Origin of the sequence: Kitasatospora sp. NPDC058063, assembly GCF_042885395.1 — a bacterium.
Lineage (GTDB): Bacteria > Actinomycetota > Actinomycetes > Streptomycetales > Streptomycetaceae > Kitasatospora > Kitasatospora lactacystinica.
In genome coordinates, this window is the sequence record NZ_JBHVSD010000031.1 from 38,388 (window position 1) to 56,113 (window position 17,726).

Consider the following 17,726-nt stretch of genomic DNA (forward strand, 5'->3'; position numbering starts at 1 on the left):
GTCGGTCCCGTCAATCAACGTCGGCGAAAGTACGGGTCATACTCGCGTTTCAGACCGAGCAACGCCCGTACCGTCACTTGCCGAGTTACGGATCCGCCAACTTGGTGCCCTCGGGCGGTGGCTACGCGGTGCTGACCGAGCTTTCAGCGGGATCTCGAACCGCCATGTCAGAACGCGCAGGCAGGCACCTACGGACTCAACGGCAGCGAGGGATCCGGGCCAAAGTGGCTGACCTCCATCGTGGCGTGGCCGCCGGGAGGGCTGGTCAGGACGCCTTGGACCTGTACGGGTACTCCTTCGTCATGGCAGCGGACGGCGACGTGGTAGACATCCGGCGGAAGGGTCATCCATACGACCCGGATCCGGCGTTGGAGCAGTGTCCGCACGCCGACACGGCCGTCCTCGTCGTCGGGTTGGCGGCTCAAGTTGGTGACGACCCCGTAGACCAGGTGCTGTCTGGTGGAGGTGCGCGTCTTGAGCTGGGTGGACACCCTGTCCAGGATCTCGATCGCATCCTGGTTGAAGGTCACCTGGGGCGGTGCGCCCGGTGGAGGGGCGGCGACGCGAGACCAGTTGAAGGAGACGTCGAGCGCGTTGACCGAATCGGCGTTGACGACCTTGGCCAAGGCCTGGCACAGCTCGTAGGAGACGCCCTCACCCACGCTGTCGGTGATCTCGCTCGGGGTCGGCTCGCGCCCGGCTCCGGCCAGGTCCTCCAGGACACCGAGGGCACGCGACATGGTCGCGGTCACCCGCCGGTCGAAGAGGACCTCCTCGACGCCGGCGTCGATGTCGCTCTGGCCGGGCATGTAGACCTCGAGCGGCGAGCGCGCCTGGCTGATGATCGGCACGATGTACGACCCCCGACGGGTCTGGCCGATCCGAACCTCGCGGGCCTGTTCACGCGCCCGGGAAGGAAAGTTGCGGAAGTGGCCCTGCCGTCGGAGGGTGGCGGCTGCCGCGGCCACGCGCAGACGCTTCGCGGAGACGAACAGCTCGTAGCCCGCTTCGAGCGGGATCGACCCGTCACTCAATGACGGGTGCGAGGCTCGTAGATCGGTGACGTCGTGGTACACGGTGGTGATCGCATCGTGGACTGCACGGGCTTCCTGCTCCTGCACGCGTGCGAGGTCGTTCAGCAGGATGTGCACACGCTTGGTGAAGTCCGGTGCGCTCGGCTTGAGCGGCACGAGGACGACCTCGTCCGCCAAACCCGGCAGGCTCCACAGCTCAGCCAGCTCGCCGCCGTCCACGGGCGCCCAGCCGTTGACCTTCAGATAGCTTCGGATCTCGTTGGGGCCGAAGGCGAGTGCGCTGTCCACCATCTCAGTTCAGCCCCCGCAGGCCGCCCAGGGTCATGCGACGCGCCGCATCGAACATGGTTGCCATGGCCTTCGCCGTCAACTCCTGCTGGCGCGGGATCCTGATGGTCGTCGACCGTCCGCCCGCAGCGCTCATACCCTGAAGTGAGGCCCAGTACCCGTGGCAGGCGAGGACGATGGCTTCCTGCTGGTGAGTGACCCAACGCCCGATGTCCGGCGGAACGATCAGCAGGGCAAGGTGCCCGGGAGCGGACCGTTCGGGATGGCGGAGCTTGTCGTACGTCGCGATGTCGAGGTCAAAGCTGTACCCGTCCCGCGTCAGCCGCGGACTCTGCGTGCACTTGAGCTGGATGTCGATCATCAGCCCACGGGAGCGAAGGGTCACGTCGACGCCGTCCTTGTCGACGTTCCATTCGCCGATCGTGTAGCCACCCTGGGTGGCCAGGGCGTGCACGTAGGCTCGACTGACCTGCTCCTTCTGCCAACTCGTCGCCTCGACCGGCACGTTCGCTCCCCCCACCTGAGCATGGCGTGGTCGCGAGGATAGGCGCTCCCCGTCAGTTGAGGAAGAGGGCCCGCCCCCGACGAACAACCCCATCCGGCCCGTGCAGCGCTTCCGGTCTACGGCGGCCCCGGGTCGCGAAGGCTGCGCTTCACCGAAAAGCGGTGGCCGCCGTCGGGGCCGGTCACTGCTCCACCCTGTATCGGAGCTCGCAGGCCTTGAGGTCGGGCCGGCCCTTGCGCGGCAGGAGTCGAGGGGGCGCTGATCATTCTGCGGACCAGCGCCGTCCTTCTGGCCGCGCTGCTCGCAACGGCCGTCGGCCCCCGATGTCCCGCCGCTTTCAGGCGGCGCCGGTCGGCGCCGGGTGCTCGGGGAGCCGCCAACCGCCGCCGCGGTCGCCCTTCGAGAAGCGCGCCGCGAGATCGGGGACGTGCAGGAAGCAGGCCAGTGCGGTGGCGGCCTGGAGGATGTCGATCGCACGCCGGGTCGTCGGCATGCCCAGGCGCAGGAGGCGCGGATTCACCGCGCCCTGGATCTCCTCGACGAAGGGCCGCAGCACGCGGTCGTAGTTCGCCAGTGCGGTCGGCAGGTCGCCCGGGTGCCGGTTGATCTCGCCGGCCAGTACGTAGGCGCCCACGAGGCCGCCGGAGATCCCCATGCCGCTGTACGGGGAGGCACAGTGGGCGGCATCGCCGGCGAGGACCACGCGGCCCTTGGACCAGGTGCCGGTTCGGACCTGGACGATCTCCTGGGAGTAGAAGAAGGGGCTCGTCCGCATGCCGTCGATGAAGCGCTCGGTCTGCCACCCTGCGTCGCGGAACCTGCTCGCCCAGAACTCCCGCTGGCGCGCGACGGGTTCCCGGTGGATCGCCGAGGCTTCCTCGGATTCCTCCCGCATCACGAAGTACACCTGGGTCTCGGTCGGGTTGTGGCTGCGGCGCATGATCTGACGGCCGCCCGGGACCATGCAGGTGTCCCGGATGTTGCTGTCGGACGCGATGCGCGGCACGAACCAGTAGGCCATGTGGATGCCGATCCGCCAGTACGGGTCGCAGTCCGCAGGGAGGATCGCCCGCCGGATGCGCGATCCCTGCCCGTCGGCGCCGACCAGGAGGTCGAACTCGCCGAAGGAGCCGTCGGAGAAGTGCGCGACGACCTTCTGTCCGTCCTGCTCGAAGCCGTCCACGCTCACGCCGAAGACGTACTCGGCGTCGTCCTTCGACGCGTCGTGCAGGATGCGTACCAGGTCACCGCGCATGATCTCGTACTCGGAGGTGAGGCTCTGCCGGCCCCGGCCGGAGGTGTTGGCCATGATCGTCGCCCTGGTCCTGCCGCGCGCGTCGACGAAGGCGACACCCGCCTCGTCCACCAGCTTGCTGCGGACGGCGTCAAGGAGCCCCATCCGTTCGACGGCCTCGATGCCCTGCCCCCGGAGGTCCACCTGCGCCCCGGTGGCCCGCAGCACCGGAAAGCGTTCGACGACGGTCACTCTGTGGCCGCCCCGCTGCCGACGCCCGACGACGACTGGTGCGACTGGTTCCTGGACAACACGCGAAGCTTCCGGCGCACCCTGCTGCTGCGCCGGGACGGCGCACGCCTCCACGCGGGCAGCACCCCCGCGGGCGACCTCGACCGGATCCGCCACAAGATGGACTTCCTGGTCACCTCCGGGGTGCCTGAGCGGGACGCGCAGATGGCGATGCTGACCGCCGGCCGTTTCACGGTCGGCAGCGTCCTGGAGGAACAGGCGGATGCCGGCTCCGGCGACGACTCGGATCCGCAGGTGGACATGCCCGAGATCGACCACGAGTCGGCATTCGAGGCCGGCCTGACCCTCATCCTGGACGGCCTGGTGCACCGCACCGCGACGCGAGCCACTTCCCTGTCGGCCAACGATCGTTCGACCACGAGGAGCCGACGCGTCCAATGAGCCCGTGCCATCAGGGAGTCTCAGCGGCTCGCGTGGTCCCAAGGAGGAATGTCGCCGCTACTCGGATCGCCGACGCGCGAGATGGACGATGATGTCGGCGGCGATCTCGACTGTCCCGGGCAGGATCCGTGTGATCGCCTCGTACGCCTGCTGTCGCCTCGATTGCGGCAGTTGGAGATACGCCGAGACAGTCGACAGGTAGCCAACATAGTCAGGAGCGCTCATCGTCAGGCGCCGCTTGATGACGGACTGCTGAACGTCGAGGAAGAACTGAGACCGTTGCAGCTCCGTGCCCGGCCACTGCATCGCCTTGTCCGGAGCGGTCCCGTCGGGAGACGGAACCTCGTCGCTTTCCAGGAACGGCGCCCGTGCGGCCTGCACAGCTTCCTCGACAGCTGGGTCAGCCAGCTGAACCGGGCCGCCGAATGAGGCAACCACGCCCTCTGGATCCAGTAGCGCGGCCACGCTTGACCACCGACTCTCCGGGCGTGTCCAATGCAGGGCTGCCGCCGCATAGACCAACCCGTAGGTCTTGCCTGGCCGCAGCTCCTCGAACGCGGCCCGGACGGTCGTCACGTTTGCGGGCACCGTCTTGCGCAGCTCGGTGAGCATGGCTGCGTCGGGTTCCGTGGCCGTGACCGCGACCCCGTGCGCGGCGAACAGGCGGGTTGCTTTGCCTGTCCCCGCACCGATCTCCAGGGCCGTCCGAACCGGCCGGCCCGCATACGCGAGCACCAGGTCGAAGAGCTCTTCGGGATACCCCGGCCGGAACCTTTCGTAGGCCTCCGCAATCGCGCCGAAGCTCAGTGCACGAGTAGACATGCCGAGCATCCTGGCACGACCGGGACAGACGGCGCTCGGCAATACTCAGTGGCCCTTGGCCTTCCGATCTTGAGCGGTGTCCACGAACGGAGGTCTCGTTCGGGTGAACGCGGCCGACGGCGGCCAGGATCACCCGTCACAGCGGAGAGGGCCGCGCCGCATCAGCTCCCGCCCTCCCGGTTCGGGGAGACGGCGTGCAGTTCCTGGCTCCAGTTGGTGTCGAAGCCCGCCCACGCCTGGTCCACACCGAACTCGCCGAAGTCGGCTGACTGATAGGGCTTCTGCGCGGTGTAGGCCTGGTTGGCCGGGGCCAAGTCCGTTGCGACGTTGCTGAGTCCCGTGGTCACGTGGTCCAGCGCGTCGGGCTGAACGGTGTACCTCACCGAGTCGGACATCGGCTGCTCTCCCCCAAGAAGCTCCATGGCTCGCCGTAATCGAACGAACACGGTCGACGAGCATGGACGCTGCGGAATGGGTGTCGGTCGCGGGGGCAGTCCAGCCGACCGAGCTTGGCGCTCGTTGTGCCGGCGGAGAGCACTTATCCCTGAGGTGTCGTATTCCCGGCCAACGAGGCCAAGCCGGTGGCCCTCCCCGACCCGCCAGGAACAGGGCGCCCCCGGTGGACACCAGCGGCGCCACCGTGCACCGCGATGACGAGCAGCCGTACCGCCGCTGGCGAGGACAACCTGTCAGGGCAGGCTCACAAACAGGTACTTCGGGAACGCTGGAGGGCGGCCGGACCGGGCCGCCCTCCAGCGTTTCGAGCTCCACATGCGGCACCCCGCTCAAGCCGCGGGGCCGCACCCGCTGACCTGCGTATTCGACTGGTGGGGAGCCGGCCGCAGGGTCAGCCGCGCTCCCCACCTCCGCACCCACGCCGAGACGCCGATCCGACCTGCACGGGGCTCCCGCCGCGCGGCCACCGCCTCACAGGGCCCGACCGCCGTCGGCCGCGTCCGCCCGCCCGGCGGCCGGGGCCGGCGGCTCAGGCCCGGCGGCGCCGGCGGAGCCAGAGCCCGATGCAGGCCAGCAGCACAGCCGCGACGGCGGTGCCGGCGGCGGCCCAGGTGGTGGAGTCGGAGGTGTGGCGAGCGGAGCCGGAGGCCGCGGTCGGTGCGGAACCGGCGGGAGCGGGCTCGGACACCGGCCCTCCGATGGGCACCGGGACGGGCCCGGCGCCCGTCCCCGTCGATGCGGCCGCCGGCACACCGGCCGGGGGCGACGCGGCCGCCGTGCCGGCGGGCACCGGGTCGTCGATGACGGCGTCCGCCACGTCCAGTTCGCGCTGGGCATGGCCGAGCGAGGGGAAGGCGCAGTCGACGGTCACCTGCCAGTGCCCGGCGGGCAGGATCTCCCGGGTGGTGTACGTCCCCGGGCGGCCCGGGACGCCGACCAGTCGCCAGGGGCCCACCGCCCGGCCGTCCGCCGCGGTGGCGGAGAGCGTGCCGGCGAACTCCTCGGTGACCGGGTCGTGGTCGTTCTCCCAGGTGGCGACGGTGCTGACGTGACCGTTCTGCTGGCCGGTGACGTCCAGGTGGACGCTGTCGCCGTGGGCACCGGCCGGTGCGGCGGCGGGCAGGACGGCCGCGGCCGCGAGGGCGCAGGCGGCGAGGAGCGGGCGGGTTCGCATGGCGGGTGTTCCTCGGGGCGGTGTGGGAGGACGGGTACGGGAAACGGGGGCGGCGCCGGGCGCGGCCGCCCCGGAACGGGTGGCCGCGCCCGGCGCGCGGGTCGCCCGGCGCGCGGGTCGGGCGACGTACGGGACCGTGGCACCGGGCTGCCGGGCTGCCGGGCTGCCGGGCTGCCGGGCCACGATCCTCGGGCGCGCGGCCCGCGGTCGGTCGGAGGTGCCTGCTTACGTGGTCTTCAGGAGCGACCAGTTCTGCTGCGGCCGGCCGTTCGCCTGCTGCAGCTCCAGCAGCCAACCGCCGTAGTACCAGCGAGTGCTGAGCCCCAGCACGAGCGAGCCGCCGTCCGCGGTGACGGTGAACCCGCCCTCGACGGCGTTGAGCTGCCACTTCTGCGCGGCCGTGTCGGAGCACGGCTGCTGGGCGACGTACTGACCGGCCACCGGGGCGCCGCCGAGCTGCAGGCACTTGCCGGAGCGCGCGGACTTGATCCGCACCGCGCCCTTCCCGGCGTCCTCGAACTGCCACTTCTGGTTGGCGTAGCCGGTGCGCTGGTAGGCGATGGCCACGGTCCCGTCGTTCATCGAGCTGCCCCACAGGTCGGCGGCCTGCCCGGTCAGTCCGTTGACCATCGTGTAGCGCGTGCCCGGCTGCGGGCGGCCGGTGTCGGTGACCGTGCGGAAGGTGGCGGTGCGACCGGGCTTGCCGACCGCTCCGGCGGCGTCGCGGACGGCCACGGCCACGGTGTACGAGGTGCCGGGGGCGAGGCGGACCACGCCGACCACCGTCGAGCGGACGGTGCCGATCGCCTGGCCGTTCAGCAGTACGTCGTAGCCGGCTGCGGCGGGTACGGCGGTCCAGCTGAGCACGGCGGAGTTCTGGGTGACCTGGCTGACGGCCACCGCGGGGCCGGTGTTGCCCGCCGTGGGGGTCGCGGTCGGAGTGGGGGTCGCAGTCGGTGTCGCGGTCGGGGTCGCGGTCGGCGACGGGGAGCCGGTCGGCGTGGGGGTGGTGCTGCCGGTGGGCGTCGGGGACGGCGAGGGCGTGCGGGTCGGCGTGCCGGTCGGAGTCGGGGTGGGCGTCGGGGTGGGCGTCGGGGTGGGGCCGCTGCCGCCACCGGCGACGAGGAAGCGGTTGTTGGCGACGTTCCAGTGCGTGGTGAGGTAACTGCCCGGCGACGGTGAGGTGTTGTAGTAGTCGTCGTGGTTGCAGTCGAGCCGGTCGTCATGGGCGCGGTCCGGGCAGACGGTCCGCATCTGCGGGTAGTCGGGGGCGTCCGAGTAGCACATCACGTCCCACTCGTCGACGCAGTGCCCGGCCTTGCTGGAGTTGGGCGCGCTGTTGTTCACCGCGCCCAGGTTGTGGCCGAGTTCATGGGCGGCGGTGCTGCCGCCCCAGCACCCGGAGTCGGTCCGGCCGTACGAGGGACCGAAGTTGCTCAGGTTGTCCTGGCCGGGGCGCTCGTCGCCGGCGAAGGTGCCGATCCCGCAGTACACCTTGGCGTCGGTGAACATCATGTACTTGCGGTCCTTGCGGTTGAACCCCTGCGCGGTGAGGGCCCGGTTGCTCGCGTTGAAGTCCTGGATCTCGGCGTCGGAGATCTGCACGTTCAGCACCGAGGCGCTGCAGTCGGACTCGGTGACGAAGCGGACGTGCCGTTCGCCGCCGGTCTCCGCGGCGCTGGCGTTGTAGATGACGTCGACGTCGGCGGCCCACTTCTTGAACGAGGCGAGGTACTGGGCGAAGCGGTCGTTGCCCGGGCTGTGGACGTACACCACCTGGACGCGGTTGCCGCTGCTGCCGTCGCCCTCGCAGACCAGCTTCGACCCGGCGGGCGCGTCCGCTCCGGCCGGGGCGGCGTCCGCGGCGGTACCGGCGCCGCCGAGCAGTGCCTTCTGCGTGGCGTCCAGGACGGGCGCGGAGCCCTTCAGCAGGTCGGCGGCGGCGGGTGCCTGGGCTCCGGCCGCGGCGGTGAGCGCGGGCGTCCGAGCGACCGGGGCCGCGACCGGCGGGACGTCCTGGCGGATGTCCACGCCCTTGGGCGGGACGTCCGGGCCGTGGCTGCACTGGGTGCTGCCGGTGACCTCCAGCGTGCCGCCGCAGCGGTCGCTGCCCGGCAGGCTCAATCCGGCGTAGACCAGGCCGCGTTCGGGCTCGTCCTTGGGTATCGCCTTGAGCGGCGCGGCCTTCTGGTCCCGCTTCGGGGCGGGCGCCTGGGTGGCCCCCTCGGCGGTGCCGGTCTCCCCCGGTCCGCCGTCGTAGCCGACCAGCCCGGCCTGCGTCCCCGAACCGTCGACCCCGTCGGCCGCGGCCGTGACGGCGCCGTTCAGGGCCGCCGGCTCCAGCGCGGTGCGGATGCCGAGCGTTCCCGCCAGCAGCCCTGCCGCCACCGCCGCGGCGACCAGGGCGCTCCTGCGGGTGAGCCTGCGGCGCTTGCGCCGGCGAAGCTCGGTGCTCCGGTGTCCCATCGCGTTCCTTTCCTCGTGCGATGACCCGGACCCTGTGGTGTGGGGGTCCGGGCCTTCCGACACTCCGGAGAGCACGAGGGACGACCGGCGATAACAGAAACATCTTGCGAAAATATTCAGCGCGTTCGAACCGCGGGCGGCAGCGGAGCCGGTTCCGGCCGGGGTGGTCCGGAGCCCGGCGACGGCCCGTGCCGCACGGCCAAGAGGTGATCCGGTCGGCGAAGTCAGTGCCTTCGCCGACCGGATCACCTCAGAGCTCAGCGCTCAGTGCCCGGTGCTCAGTGCCCGGTGCCCGGTACGGACACGGTCAGAAGATGAGCTTCCAACCGTCGATGCGGCCCGAGTCGGTGCGGTACATGTCCTGCACCCGGAGCCGCCAGGTGCCGTTGGCGAGCTGGGCGGAGGCGTCGACCGTGTAGGTCTCGATGACGTTGTCGCCCGAGTCGCCGACGTTGCTCTTCTTCAGCGAGTACACCGTGCCGTCCGGGCCGACCAGGTCGACGACCAGGTCACCGCGCCAGGTGTGCTTGATGTCCACACCCACCTTGAGGTCGCTCGGCGCCTGGCCCGGGATCCGGTCGATGACGATGTCCGAGAAGATCGCAGGGCCCCCGTCCGGAATCTGCACAGGGGTGGTGTTCGCGAAGATGCCCCGGGAGACCTTCCAGGTGAACGTCGTCGCGAGGCTGCTGTGGTGGGAGGCCTTGGCGGTGACGGTGACCGTGTAGGTGCCGGTGAGGGCCGGGACGCCGGTGACGCGGCCGGTGACCGGGTGGAGCGTCAGGCCCTCGGGGAGGCCGGTCGCGTGGTAGGTGACGATGCCGGGGTTGAAGTTGGCGGCCTTGATCTGGAGATCGGCGGGGGCGCCGATCGCGGTGATCTGGCTGGCGACGGGGTCCAGCAGGAGGCCGTCGACGACGCGCGGGCCGACGTTGATGGCCGCCCAGGCGTTGGCGGTGTTCATGTAGGTCGCGCTGGTCGGCCCGTACAGGTCGGCGGCGGCCTGCAGGGTGGCGGTGCGGGCCGCCGCGTAGTTGGTCGACGAGGTCATGTAGGTGGTCAGCGCCCGGTACCAGATCTTGGCGGCCGCGTCCCGGCCGATGCCGGCCACCGGCAGGCCGTCGGAGGTCGGGGAGTCGTAGGCCACGCCGTTGACGGTCTTGCTGCCGCTGCCCTCGGAGGCCAGGTAGAACCAGTGGTTGGCCGGGCCGGAGGAGTAGTGCACGTCGATGGAGCCGAGGTCGGACGACCAGGAGTCCCTGGAGCGACCGTCCTTGGAGGGCTTGTCCATGTAGCGCAGCGGGCTGCCGTTGCCCCTGATGTCGATCTTCTCGCCGACCAGGTAGTCGCCCTTGTCCTCCGGGTTGTCGGCCCAGAACTCGATGGCGGCGGCCATGATGTCCGAGGTGGCCTCGTTCAGGCCGCCGGACTCGCCGCTGTAGATCAGGTTCGCGGTGGCGGAGGTGACGCCGTGGGTCATCTCGTGGGCGCCGACGTCGATGGAGGTCAGCGGCTTGACGTTGCCCGCGCCGTCGCCGTAGGTCATGCAGAAGCAGCTGTCGGACCAGAACGCGTTGACGTAGTTGTTGCCGTAGTGGACCCGGGTGTAGGCGCCGACGCCGTCGTCCTTGATGCCGTTGCGGCCGTGGACGTTCTTGTAGTAGTCCCAGGTGAGTTGGGCGCCGTAGGCGGCGTCCACGGCGGCGGTCTGCCGGTTGGAGACGGTGCCGTCGCCCCAGGTGTCGGTCGGATTGGTGAACAGCTTCCTGGTGGAGCTGGTGCCGTTCAGGTCGTAGGTGCTGTGGCCGCCGCGGGTGTTGTCGGTCAGCGCGAAGCCGCCGCCGGCCGCCGCCGAGGTGCCGATGGTGACCTGGCCCGAGTACTTGCTGTTGCCGACGCCGGTCTCGATGCCCTGGTACTCGAAGATCTTCTTGCCGGAGTTGGCGTCGGTGATGACGTGCAGCTCGGACGGCGTGCCGTCCTCCTGCGTGCCGGTGACCACCGTCTCCCACGCGAGGCGCGGGGTGCCGGACGCGGCCCAGACCACCTTGCGGGCGCTGTCGGCCGCCGGCTCCGCGACCTTCGCGCTGCCGGCGCTGTCGAGCGCGAGGCCCTTCGCCGCCTCGGCGCTCTCCTTGGCGGTGGTGTCGACGGCGATGTCCGCCTCGGTGGCCTTGGTGACGCCCTTCGAGGAGCCGTCCGCGGCGGTGTGGACGACCAGGTCGCCGCCGAGCACCGGCAGTCCGTCGAAGGTCCGCTCGTAGCGGGTGTGCACGCTGCCGTCGGCGTCCTTGGTGACGCCCCTGGCGACCAGCGCCTCCTTCGACCCCAGCTTCAGCGACCTGGCGGTCTCCGCCAGCGACGCGTCCGCCGAGGCCAGCAACTCACCGCGCTGCTCCGGCGACAGCTGCACCGGCAGCGCGCCGGCGGCGGCCCGGACCTCGGCGGGGGCCTGGGCGGGGGTCTCGTCGGCGATGGCGACACCGGATGTCAGAGCAGCCACGATCATCGCGGCGCCGACTGTCAACGCGCCCGCGCCGGTGGTCTTTCGGGAGGATCGATTCACACTGAACTCCTTCTGCGACGACCGCGTGGGTGCGGCCGGAGTCAGCCGGGAGGGCAGGGATGGTGCCGCCCGGTAGAGCTGGTGGTTCGAGTGGGGGACAACCTCCACGTGATCACCGCAGCGGGTGGTGCGCGTGCGACTGCAAGGGCCGCTGCAGCGATGGGACGGTACAGTGCCATCTTTGTTGGAAACACGTCACCCGTGCGGCGACAAGTTGGCCGGAATGCTTCGTCATAGACGTAATGTCGAGGTAATACACCGTCAGAAGGCGGGTAATGCGGGGGAAAACAGACCCCAGCCGGCGACGGCTCCACCACCGGGCGTCCGGTGTGACGTCTACCGGAGGGCGCTCTTGACGGTGGGCTGGGTCTTCTGGTTGTAGATCTCCTTGCCGTCCGCGTTGTAGGCGTGGACGTAGGGGGCCGGGGGGAAGGAGTTTCCGTCGGGGTTGGTGGAGACGGCCGCGGTGTGGACGAACGCGCCGCCGGCCATGACGGCCGGGTACTGGGTCGGGTCGTCGCCGTAGCTGATGGTGACCTTGGCGACGTCGGGTGTGTAGTGCCCGGCGCCCAGCGAGAGGAACTGCCCGGCGCCGGTCGGCGTGCTGAAGCTGTCGAAGAACGAGATCAGGTGGCCGGTGCCCCACAGGCGGTCGTTGATGAACGTCGCCGGGGAGGACATGCTGTTGCCCTGGAGGCCCTTCGACTCGCACTGCACGTACTGGCCGGCGGAGTTGACGGCGACGACCACGCCGTCGGTGTCCGGCGAGGCGACGGGAGCGCGGACCGCGATCACCGCGTGGTACTGCGACGCGTCGGAGCCCAGGCAGGAGGCCAGGATCTCCGCGACGGCCCCGGCCTCGATCGGGGCCGTCGTCGTACTGGTGACCGTGAAAGCCGCCGGAGGGTGGGGGGAAGCCGGCACGGAAGGGGTCTCTGTGGCAACTGCTCCTTGCTGCGGTCCCGGTGAGTGCGGCCCGGACGGGAGAGCCAGGTACAGGGTTGCCGCGGCGCAGGCCGCGGTCGCGCCCAGGGCGCGTCGGAGGTGGCGGCGGTGGCGGCGCCGGTCGGCGCGTCGGCGGATCTCCGCAGCGGGCAGGGCCGGTGCGGGCATCTGCGTGCCGAGCAGCCGCAGCCGGTCGGCGAGGGTGTCGTGGACGGGGTCAGACACGGAGCTTCCCTTCCTCGCTGGTCGGGGTCTGGTCGGCGAGTCTGGCCGCGAGCGCGGCCCGGCCGCGGGCGAGGCGGCTCTTGACGGCGCTCACGCCGGCGCCGGTCTCGACCGCGACCTGCTCGACGGAGAGATCGCACATGTGGTGCAGGACCAGAGCGATCCGCTGCGCCTCGGGCAGGTCGCGGAGCGCGGCGACCAGCACCAGGTGCTCCTCGGTGGGCGGCTCGACGGTGGCTGGTTCCTGGCGGTGGTGGCGTCCGGCCAAGTGCAGGCCCCGGGCCAGACGTCGCCAGCGGGAGAGGGCCAGCCGCCGGGCCGTGGTCCGGATCCATGCCTCCGGGGCGTTGCCCGGGTCGAAGGTGCGCCGTCGGTCCCACGCGCGGATGAACGCCTCCTGGACCACGTCCTGTGCTTCGGACCAGTTGCCGGTGATCGCGTAGAGCTGCCCGGTCAGGCGGGAGAAGGACGCCGCGTAGAACGCGTCGAACTCCTGTGGCGTCATCAAGGGCCTCTCTTCCGGGGCTGTCCGTCGGCTCGCGGCACAGGCGGCGCGCGAGGAAGCACTCCTCGGCCGCGGCGGCGGATCCGTGCGTCCTGGGCTGAGCCTCCCGCCCTGTACGCACGAGCCCCGCCCCGGCGTTGCGCCCACGACCTATGACCTGGATCACGTGTGCGGGGTGCGACCTGCCGGGCGTCGGGAGGCGTACAGGGGTGCTGGCATCAACCGGACGCCCGCAGGAAAGGACACGGATTCATGCGCATCCGCCCGATCATGCTCATCGCCGCCACCGTCACCGCCGCAGCCATCGCGACCGCAGGGGGAATGGCCACTGCCGCCACCGGCAACTCCACGCCCACCGCCACCCCCACGGCCCACGACAAGCCCTCCGGTGCGCCCACCGCCACGGCCTCCGACGCCGGCTCGGCCGGCGCCTCGGTGGCCCCCGGCAGCGGCTCGGCCGTCACCGGTGCGACTGCCGCCCCGGCGGCTTTCACGGTCACCAGTACGACGACGGCCCCGATCGAGGCCGGGGCCGTCGCGGAGATCCTGGCCTCCTGCCTGGGCTCCGACGCGTCGCAGTACCACGCGGTGATCGCGGTCCGCGCTCCCGTCGCCTCGCCGGACACCGACGGCGTGGTCGTCGCCGTCAACTCCGCCGGCCAGTACGTGCAGTGCGAGTCGAAGGGCCTCCAGGGCAACAGCATGTCCTCCCCGGCGACGTTCATCAACGACCGCCTGTGGGGCACCGGCCACCTGATCTCGTTCTTCGACAGCTTCAGCACGCCGACCGGCGCCGGGCAGCACCTCTCGCTGGGCGCCGGGCACTACACACCCGACGTCGCCAAGGTCACCATCAGCTACGGCGACGACCCGACCCAGTACCCGGCCGTCATGGCCGGCGGCGCGTTCGCCTACACCGCGGCCGTCTCCACCGGTCCCAACGCGAACACCTTCCCCCCGGCCCCCTACGTCCACGCCTACAACGCGGACGGCAAGGAGATCTACAACCAGAAGACCCAGCCCAACATCAAGGGCGCCCGCCCGTAGGCATCACACCGGACACCCGGTGGTGGGGCGATCAGCCCGGCGGCAACGCGGGCCACGAGCGGCTCCGCTCCACCACCCACCGAATTTGCTCAATCCTGTGACCGGTCCACGGCCCGGCGTCGCCGCGCGGAACCTCGTCCGGATCGTGCGAGTCCTTCGGCTCACCGCCGTCCATCCGGCCGCCTGCCCCCTGTTGGGCCACCGCCCTCAAGGCGCCTCCCCTACCGGTTTCCCCACTGCCTCGGACGGCGGCGCTCTCGAACGCGTCGCCCCGCCCGTCCGTGCCGCCCGAGGGTGATCCGGGCTCCTGCGGCGTGCCCGGCGCGCTTCGGACGGTCCATTCCGGCATGCCGACGGCGTGCATCGTGGCGATCCTTCTGTGTGAGGTGTCAGCTCACAGCCGATCGCGGCGCAGGAGGTTCCGATGAGCAGTTCGGAGGTGCCGGCGGACGATGCCGAGCAATCGAGCAGCGCCCGGGCTGCGGACGCTGCTCGGGCAGCGGCCGGATCGCAGAAGATCACCTGGCTGACGCTGGCGCTGATGACGACCAGCTCCGTCGCGAGCCTGCGTGCCTCGCCCACCATGGCGGTGTACGGCCTCGCCTGTGTCTTCCTGTACCTGGTGCCGGCCATCGTGTTCCTGCTGCCCACCGCGCTGGTGTCGGCCGAGCTGGCCTCCGGCTGGAGCGGCGGTGTCTACAACTGGGTGGCGCAGGGGCTGTCGAAGCCACTGGCCTTCCTCGCCGTCTGGTGCCAGTTCGCCATGACGATCTTCTACTACCCCAGCCTGCTGGCCTTCGTGGCCAGCACGATCTCCTACGTGATCAACCCGGCGCTGGCCAGCAACGGCGTCTACACCGCGATCGTCATCGTGGTGCTGTACTGGACCGGTGTCTGGGTGTCCTCCCGCGGCACGAACGCCGTCGCGGGGCTGGCCTCCGGCGGCCTGATCATCGGCACGCTGATCCCCGGCACGTTGCTGGTCCTGCTCGGGTTCGTCTTCCTCGGCCAGGGCAACGCCTCCGCCGCACCGATGAACGCCTCGCACATCCTCCCCGAGTGGACCGGCATCGCCAGCCTGGTGCTCATCGTGAACAACTTCCTCAGCTACTCCGGCATGGAGATGAACGCGGTCCACGTCAACAAGCTCCGTGACCCGGCCAAGGAGTTCCCGAAGTCGATGTTCCTGGCCATGGGCATGGTGCTGCTGATCTTCATCCTGCCGGCCCTGGCCATCAGTTGGGTCATCCCGGCCGACCAGCTCAGCCTCACCGCCGGAGTCATGCAGGCCTTCGACGCCTTCTTCCAGTACTTCCACATCGGCTGGCTGGTCCCGATCGTCGCGTTCGCGCTCTGCGCCGCCTCGCTCGGCGGAATGCTCACCTGGCTGGCCGGCCCCTCCAAGGGCCTGCTGCTGATCTCCCGCCAGGAGGGCTACCTCCCGCCCTACCTGCAGAAGCTCAACAAGCACGGCATCCAGCAGAACATTCTGGTCACCCAGGGGCTGCTCACCACGGTGATCGCCCTGCTGTACGCACTGATCCCGAACGTGTCCAGTGTCTACTGGATCTTCTCGGTGATCACCACCCAGGTCTACCTGATCATGTATCTGCTGATGTTCCTGGCCGCCATCCAACTGCGCCGCAAGCTGCCGGACCACCCCCGCGGGTACCGTGCGCCGGTGCTCACCACGCTCTGCGTGGTCGGTTTCGTCGCCTCCGCGCTGGCCATGGTGATCGGCTTCATCCCGTCCTCCCAGTTCAGCGGCGGCAGCGGCTGGTCGTACGTCGCCATCGTCGGCGGCGGCCTGCTGCTCCTCGGAGTGGTCATCCCCTTCGGCTTCCTGAAGGCACGCAAACCCGGTTGGCGCCAGCCCGACGCGGACGCCGTTCCCGTGGACGGAGGCACCGCGTGAGCCCCACCCTGATGCGGTCCCAGCACCGCTGGATCTACATCGGCGCGATCGTGGTGCTGGTCGCCATGATGATCATCGGACTGTTCACGTACACCCAGCAGCGAGCCACCAACGAGGCCCACCGAAAGGCGAACCAACTGAACGACGCCCTCGTCGCCCAGGGCTTCCCTCCCCAGAATGTCGAGAACCTCGCCCTCACCCTCGGCACCAGCGGAGGCACCGTCTGCGACGACCCCAACTCGGCACTCAAACGCGCCCTCTGGCTGGTCCAGCTCTCCAATGGAGCAGGCGGCCCCGGACAGCGCCCGATCATCGCCGACCAGCGGATCCTCGAGGCCGGCGCCGAGGTGATCAAGGTGTACTGCCCGGACAGGCTGGACGGCTACCAGAAGAATATCAACAGCCTCAAGACCGCGGACGTGATCAATGACTGAGCCCGGACCGGCGAACGACCCGATCGACGACCTCGCCGACCGGGTGGCCGCACTCATGCCCCGGGCGAAGGCCGACCTCGCCGAGCTGGTCCGGATCCCCTCGGTCGCGGACGCCCGCCAGTTCCCGCCCGAGCACTGCCTGCGCGCCGCCGAATGGGTCGCCGCGGCCTTCGCCGAGGCAGGACTGGAGGACGTCAGGCTCGCGGCGACCCCGGACGGCAGCCACGCGGTGCTCGGCCACCGGCCGGCCCCGCCCGGAGCCCCCACCGTCCTGCTCTACAGCCACTACGACGTGCAGCCGCCCCTCGACGACTCCGCCTGGCAGTCCCCTCCGTTCGAGCTCACCGAGCGCGACGGCCGCTGGTACGGGCGCGGCGCGGCCGACTGCAAGGGCAACATCGTCATGCACCTCACGGCTCTGCGCGCACTGGGCGACGACATCCCGGTCGGCCTCAAGCTGGTGGTCGAAGGCTCCGAGGAGCAGGGCACCGGCGGGCTGGAGGCCTACGTCCCCGACCACGCCGACGAGTTGCGGGCGGACGCGCTGCTCATCTGCGACACCGGCAACGCGGCCGTGGGAATCCCCACCGCGACGACCGTGCTGCGCGGCCTGGCCAACGTCGTCGTGACCGTCTCCACGCTGGCCGGGGACCTGCACTCCGGCATGTTCGGCGGCCCCGCCCCGGACGCCCTGGCCGCGCTGATCCGCATGCTGGACTCCCTGCGCGACACCGACGGCACCACCCGTGTCAACGGCCTGGACAACGACGGCATCTGGCCGGGGATCGGCTACGACGAGCAACAGTTCCGCGCGGACGCCGGGGTGCTGGACGGGGTCGGGCTGCTCGGCTCCGGAAGCGTCGCGGACCGGCTGTGGGCGCGCCCGGCCGTCACCGTCCTCGGCATCGACTGCCCGCCGGTGGTCGGCTCCGCCGCCGCCGTCCCCGCCACGGCCAGGGCCCGGGTCAGCCTGCGTGTGCCGCCCGGCACGGACGCCGCTGCCGCGGCCGACGCGCTGGCCGCTCACCTCGGGGCAGCGGCACCGTGGGGTGCGAGGGTCGAGGTGGAACGGGAGGGCACCGGCTCGGCGTTCCGTGCCTCCACGGACGGCCCGGCTTACGCCGCTCTCGACCGTGCGGTGCGGGACGCCTACGGCAAACCGGTCTCCTTCCTCGGCCAGGGCGGCTCGATCCCGCTGTGCAACGCCCTCGCCGGCACGTTCCCCGACGCTGAACTGATCCTGATGGGCGTCGAGGAGCCCCACTGCCTGATCCACGCACCGAACGAGAGTGTCGAACCGTCGGAGATCGAGCGGATGGCCCACGCCGAAGCGCTCTTCCTGCGCTATTACGCTGCCGACCACGGCCAGTCTTCGGACGGCGCCGCGTCTTCCTCGGCGGACTACTGCTGATCGTGG

General features: G+C 70.7%; 15 protein-coding genes. 5 read left to right on the forward strand and 10 right to left on the reverse strand.

Features of this window, described 5'->3' with window-relative positions; all coding sequences use genetic code 11:
- Positions 1-188: 188 nt before the first annotated feature.
- From ACFVUY_RS37125 to ACFVUY_RS37135, 3 genes are all read right to left on the reverse strand, one after another.
- Positions 189-1,325, reverse strand: a complete 1,137-nt coding sequence (locus tag ACFVUY_RS37125) for a hypothetical protein (RefSeq protein ID WP_387736559.1) — start codon at positions 1,323-1,325, stop codon at positions 189-191.
- 1 nt (position 1,326) lies between these two features.
- Positions 1,327-1,827 carry a DUF4365 domain-containing protein gene (locus ACFVUY_RS37130; RefSeq protein ID WP_387736560.1) on the reverse strand — a complete coding sequence of 167 codons (501 nt, stop codon included), beginning with the start codon at positions 1,825-1,827 and terminating at the stop codon, positions 1,327-1,329.
- 337 nt (positions 1,828-2,164) lie between these two features.
- Positions 2,165-3,313 carry an FAD-dependent monooxygenase gene (locus ACFVUY_RS37135; RefSeq protein WP_387736561.1) on the reverse strand — a complete coding sequence of 383 codons (1,149 nt, stop codon included), beginning with the start codon at positions 3,311-3,313 and terminating at the stop codon, positions 2,165-2,167.
- A 3-nt stretch (positions 3,314-3,316) separates the two neighbouring features.
- On the opposite strand from ACFVUY_RS37135, the gene ACFVUY_RS37140 reads away from it, so the two are divergent.
- Positions 3,317-3,754 carry a TetR/AcrR family transcriptional regulator C-terminal domain-containing protein gene (locus ACFVUY_RS37140; protein ID WP_387736562.1) on the forward strand — a complete coding sequence of 146 codons (438 nt, stop codon included), beginning with the start codon at positions 3,317-3,319 and terminating at the stop codon, positions 3,752-3,754.
- Positions 3,755-3,811: 57 nt separating this feature from the next.
- On the opposite strand, the gene ACFVUY_RS37145 is transcribed toward ACFVUY_RS37140, so the two are convergent.
- The 7 genes from ACFVUY_RS37145 to ACFVUY_RS37175 all read right to left on the reverse strand — a co-directional run bounded on the left by ACFVUY_RS37145 (position 3,812) and on the right by ACFVUY_RS37175 (position 12,913).
- A complete protein-coding gene (locus tag ACFVUY_RS37145; RefSeq protein ID WP_387736563.1) occupies positions 3,812-4,576 on the reverse strand; it encodes a class I SAM-dependent methyltransferase in 765 nt (254 codons plus the stop codon).
- A 161-nt stretch (positions 4,577-4,737) separates the two neighbouring features.
- Positions 4,738-4,971 (reverse strand): hypothetical protein, encoded by a 234-nt coding sequence (locus tag ACFVUY_RS37150; RefSeq protein ID WP_387736564.1) that lies wholly within the window; start codon positions 4,969-4,971, stop codon positions 4,738-4,740.
- Positions 4,972-5,561: 590 nt separating this feature from the next.
- Positions 5,562-6,206: a hypothetical protein gene (locus ACFVUY_RS37155; protein WP_387736565.1), complete on the reverse strand. Its 645-nt coding sequence runs from the start codon at positions 6,204-6,206 to the stop codon at positions 5,562-5,564.
- Positions 6,207-6,431: 225 nt separating this feature from the next.
- Complete coding sequence (locus tag ACFVUY_RS37160) at positions 6,432-8,672, reverse strand: RICIN domain-containing protein (RefSeq protein ID WP_387736566.1); 2,241 nt, start codon at positions 8,670-8,672, stop codon at positions 6,432-6,434.
- Between the two features lie 307 nt (positions 8,673-8,979).
- Complete coding sequence (locus tag ACFVUY_RS37165) at positions 8,980-11,181, reverse strand: M4 family metallopeptidase (RefSeq protein WP_387736605.1); 2,202 nt, start codon at positions 11,179-11,181, stop codon at positions 8,980-8,982.
- Between the two features lie 393 nt (positions 11,182-11,574).
- Complete coding sequence (locus ACFVUY_RS37170) at positions 11,575-12,408, reverse strand: hypothetical protein (RefSeq protein WP_387736567.1); 834 nt, start codon at positions 12,406-12,408, stop codon at positions 11,575-11,577.
- A complete protein-coding gene (locus ACFVUY_RS37175) occupies positions 12,401-12,913 on the reverse strand; it encodes a SigE family RNA polymerase sigma factor (protein WP_387736568.1) in 513 nt (170 codons plus the stop codon). Before ACFVUY_RS37175 ends, ACFVUY_RS37170 begins: the two co-directional genes overlap by 8 nt.
- A gap of 252 nt (positions 12,914-13,165) precedes the next feature.
- Here ACFVUY_RS37175 and ACFVUY_RS37180 point away from each other — a divergent pair, with 252 nt between their 5' ends.
- The 4 genes from ACFVUY_RS37180 (at position 13,166) to ACFVUY_RS37195 (ending at position 17,720) form a co-directional block, all read left to right on the forward strand.
- Entirely contained in the window at positions 13,166-13,960 is a 795-nt protein-coding gene (locus tag ACFVUY_RS37180; protein WP_387736569.1) for a hypothetical protein, read from the forward strand.
- Between the two features lie 424 nt (positions 13,961-14,384).
- Positions 14,385-15,875 carry an APC family permease gene (locus ACFVUY_RS37185; RefSeq protein WP_387736570.1) on the forward strand — a complete coding sequence of 497 codons (1,491 nt, stop codon included), beginning with the start codon at positions 14,385-14,387 and terminating at the stop codon, positions 15,873-15,875.
- A complete protein-coding gene (locus ACFVUY_RS37190) occupies positions 15,872-16,309 on the forward strand; it encodes a hypothetical protein (RefSeq protein ID WP_387736571.1) in 438 nt (145 codons plus the stop codon). Before ACFVUY_RS37185 ends, ACFVUY_RS37190 begins: the two co-directional genes overlap by 4 nt.
- Positions 16,302-17,720, forward strand: a complete 1,419-nt coding sequence (locus ACFVUY_RS37195; RefSeq protein WP_387736572.1) for a dipeptidase — start codon at positions 16,302-16,304, stop codon at positions 17,718-17,720. Before ACFVUY_RS37190 ends, ACFVUY_RS37195 begins: the two co-directional genes overlap by 8 nt.
- Positions 17,721-17,726: the final 6 nt, after the last annotated feature.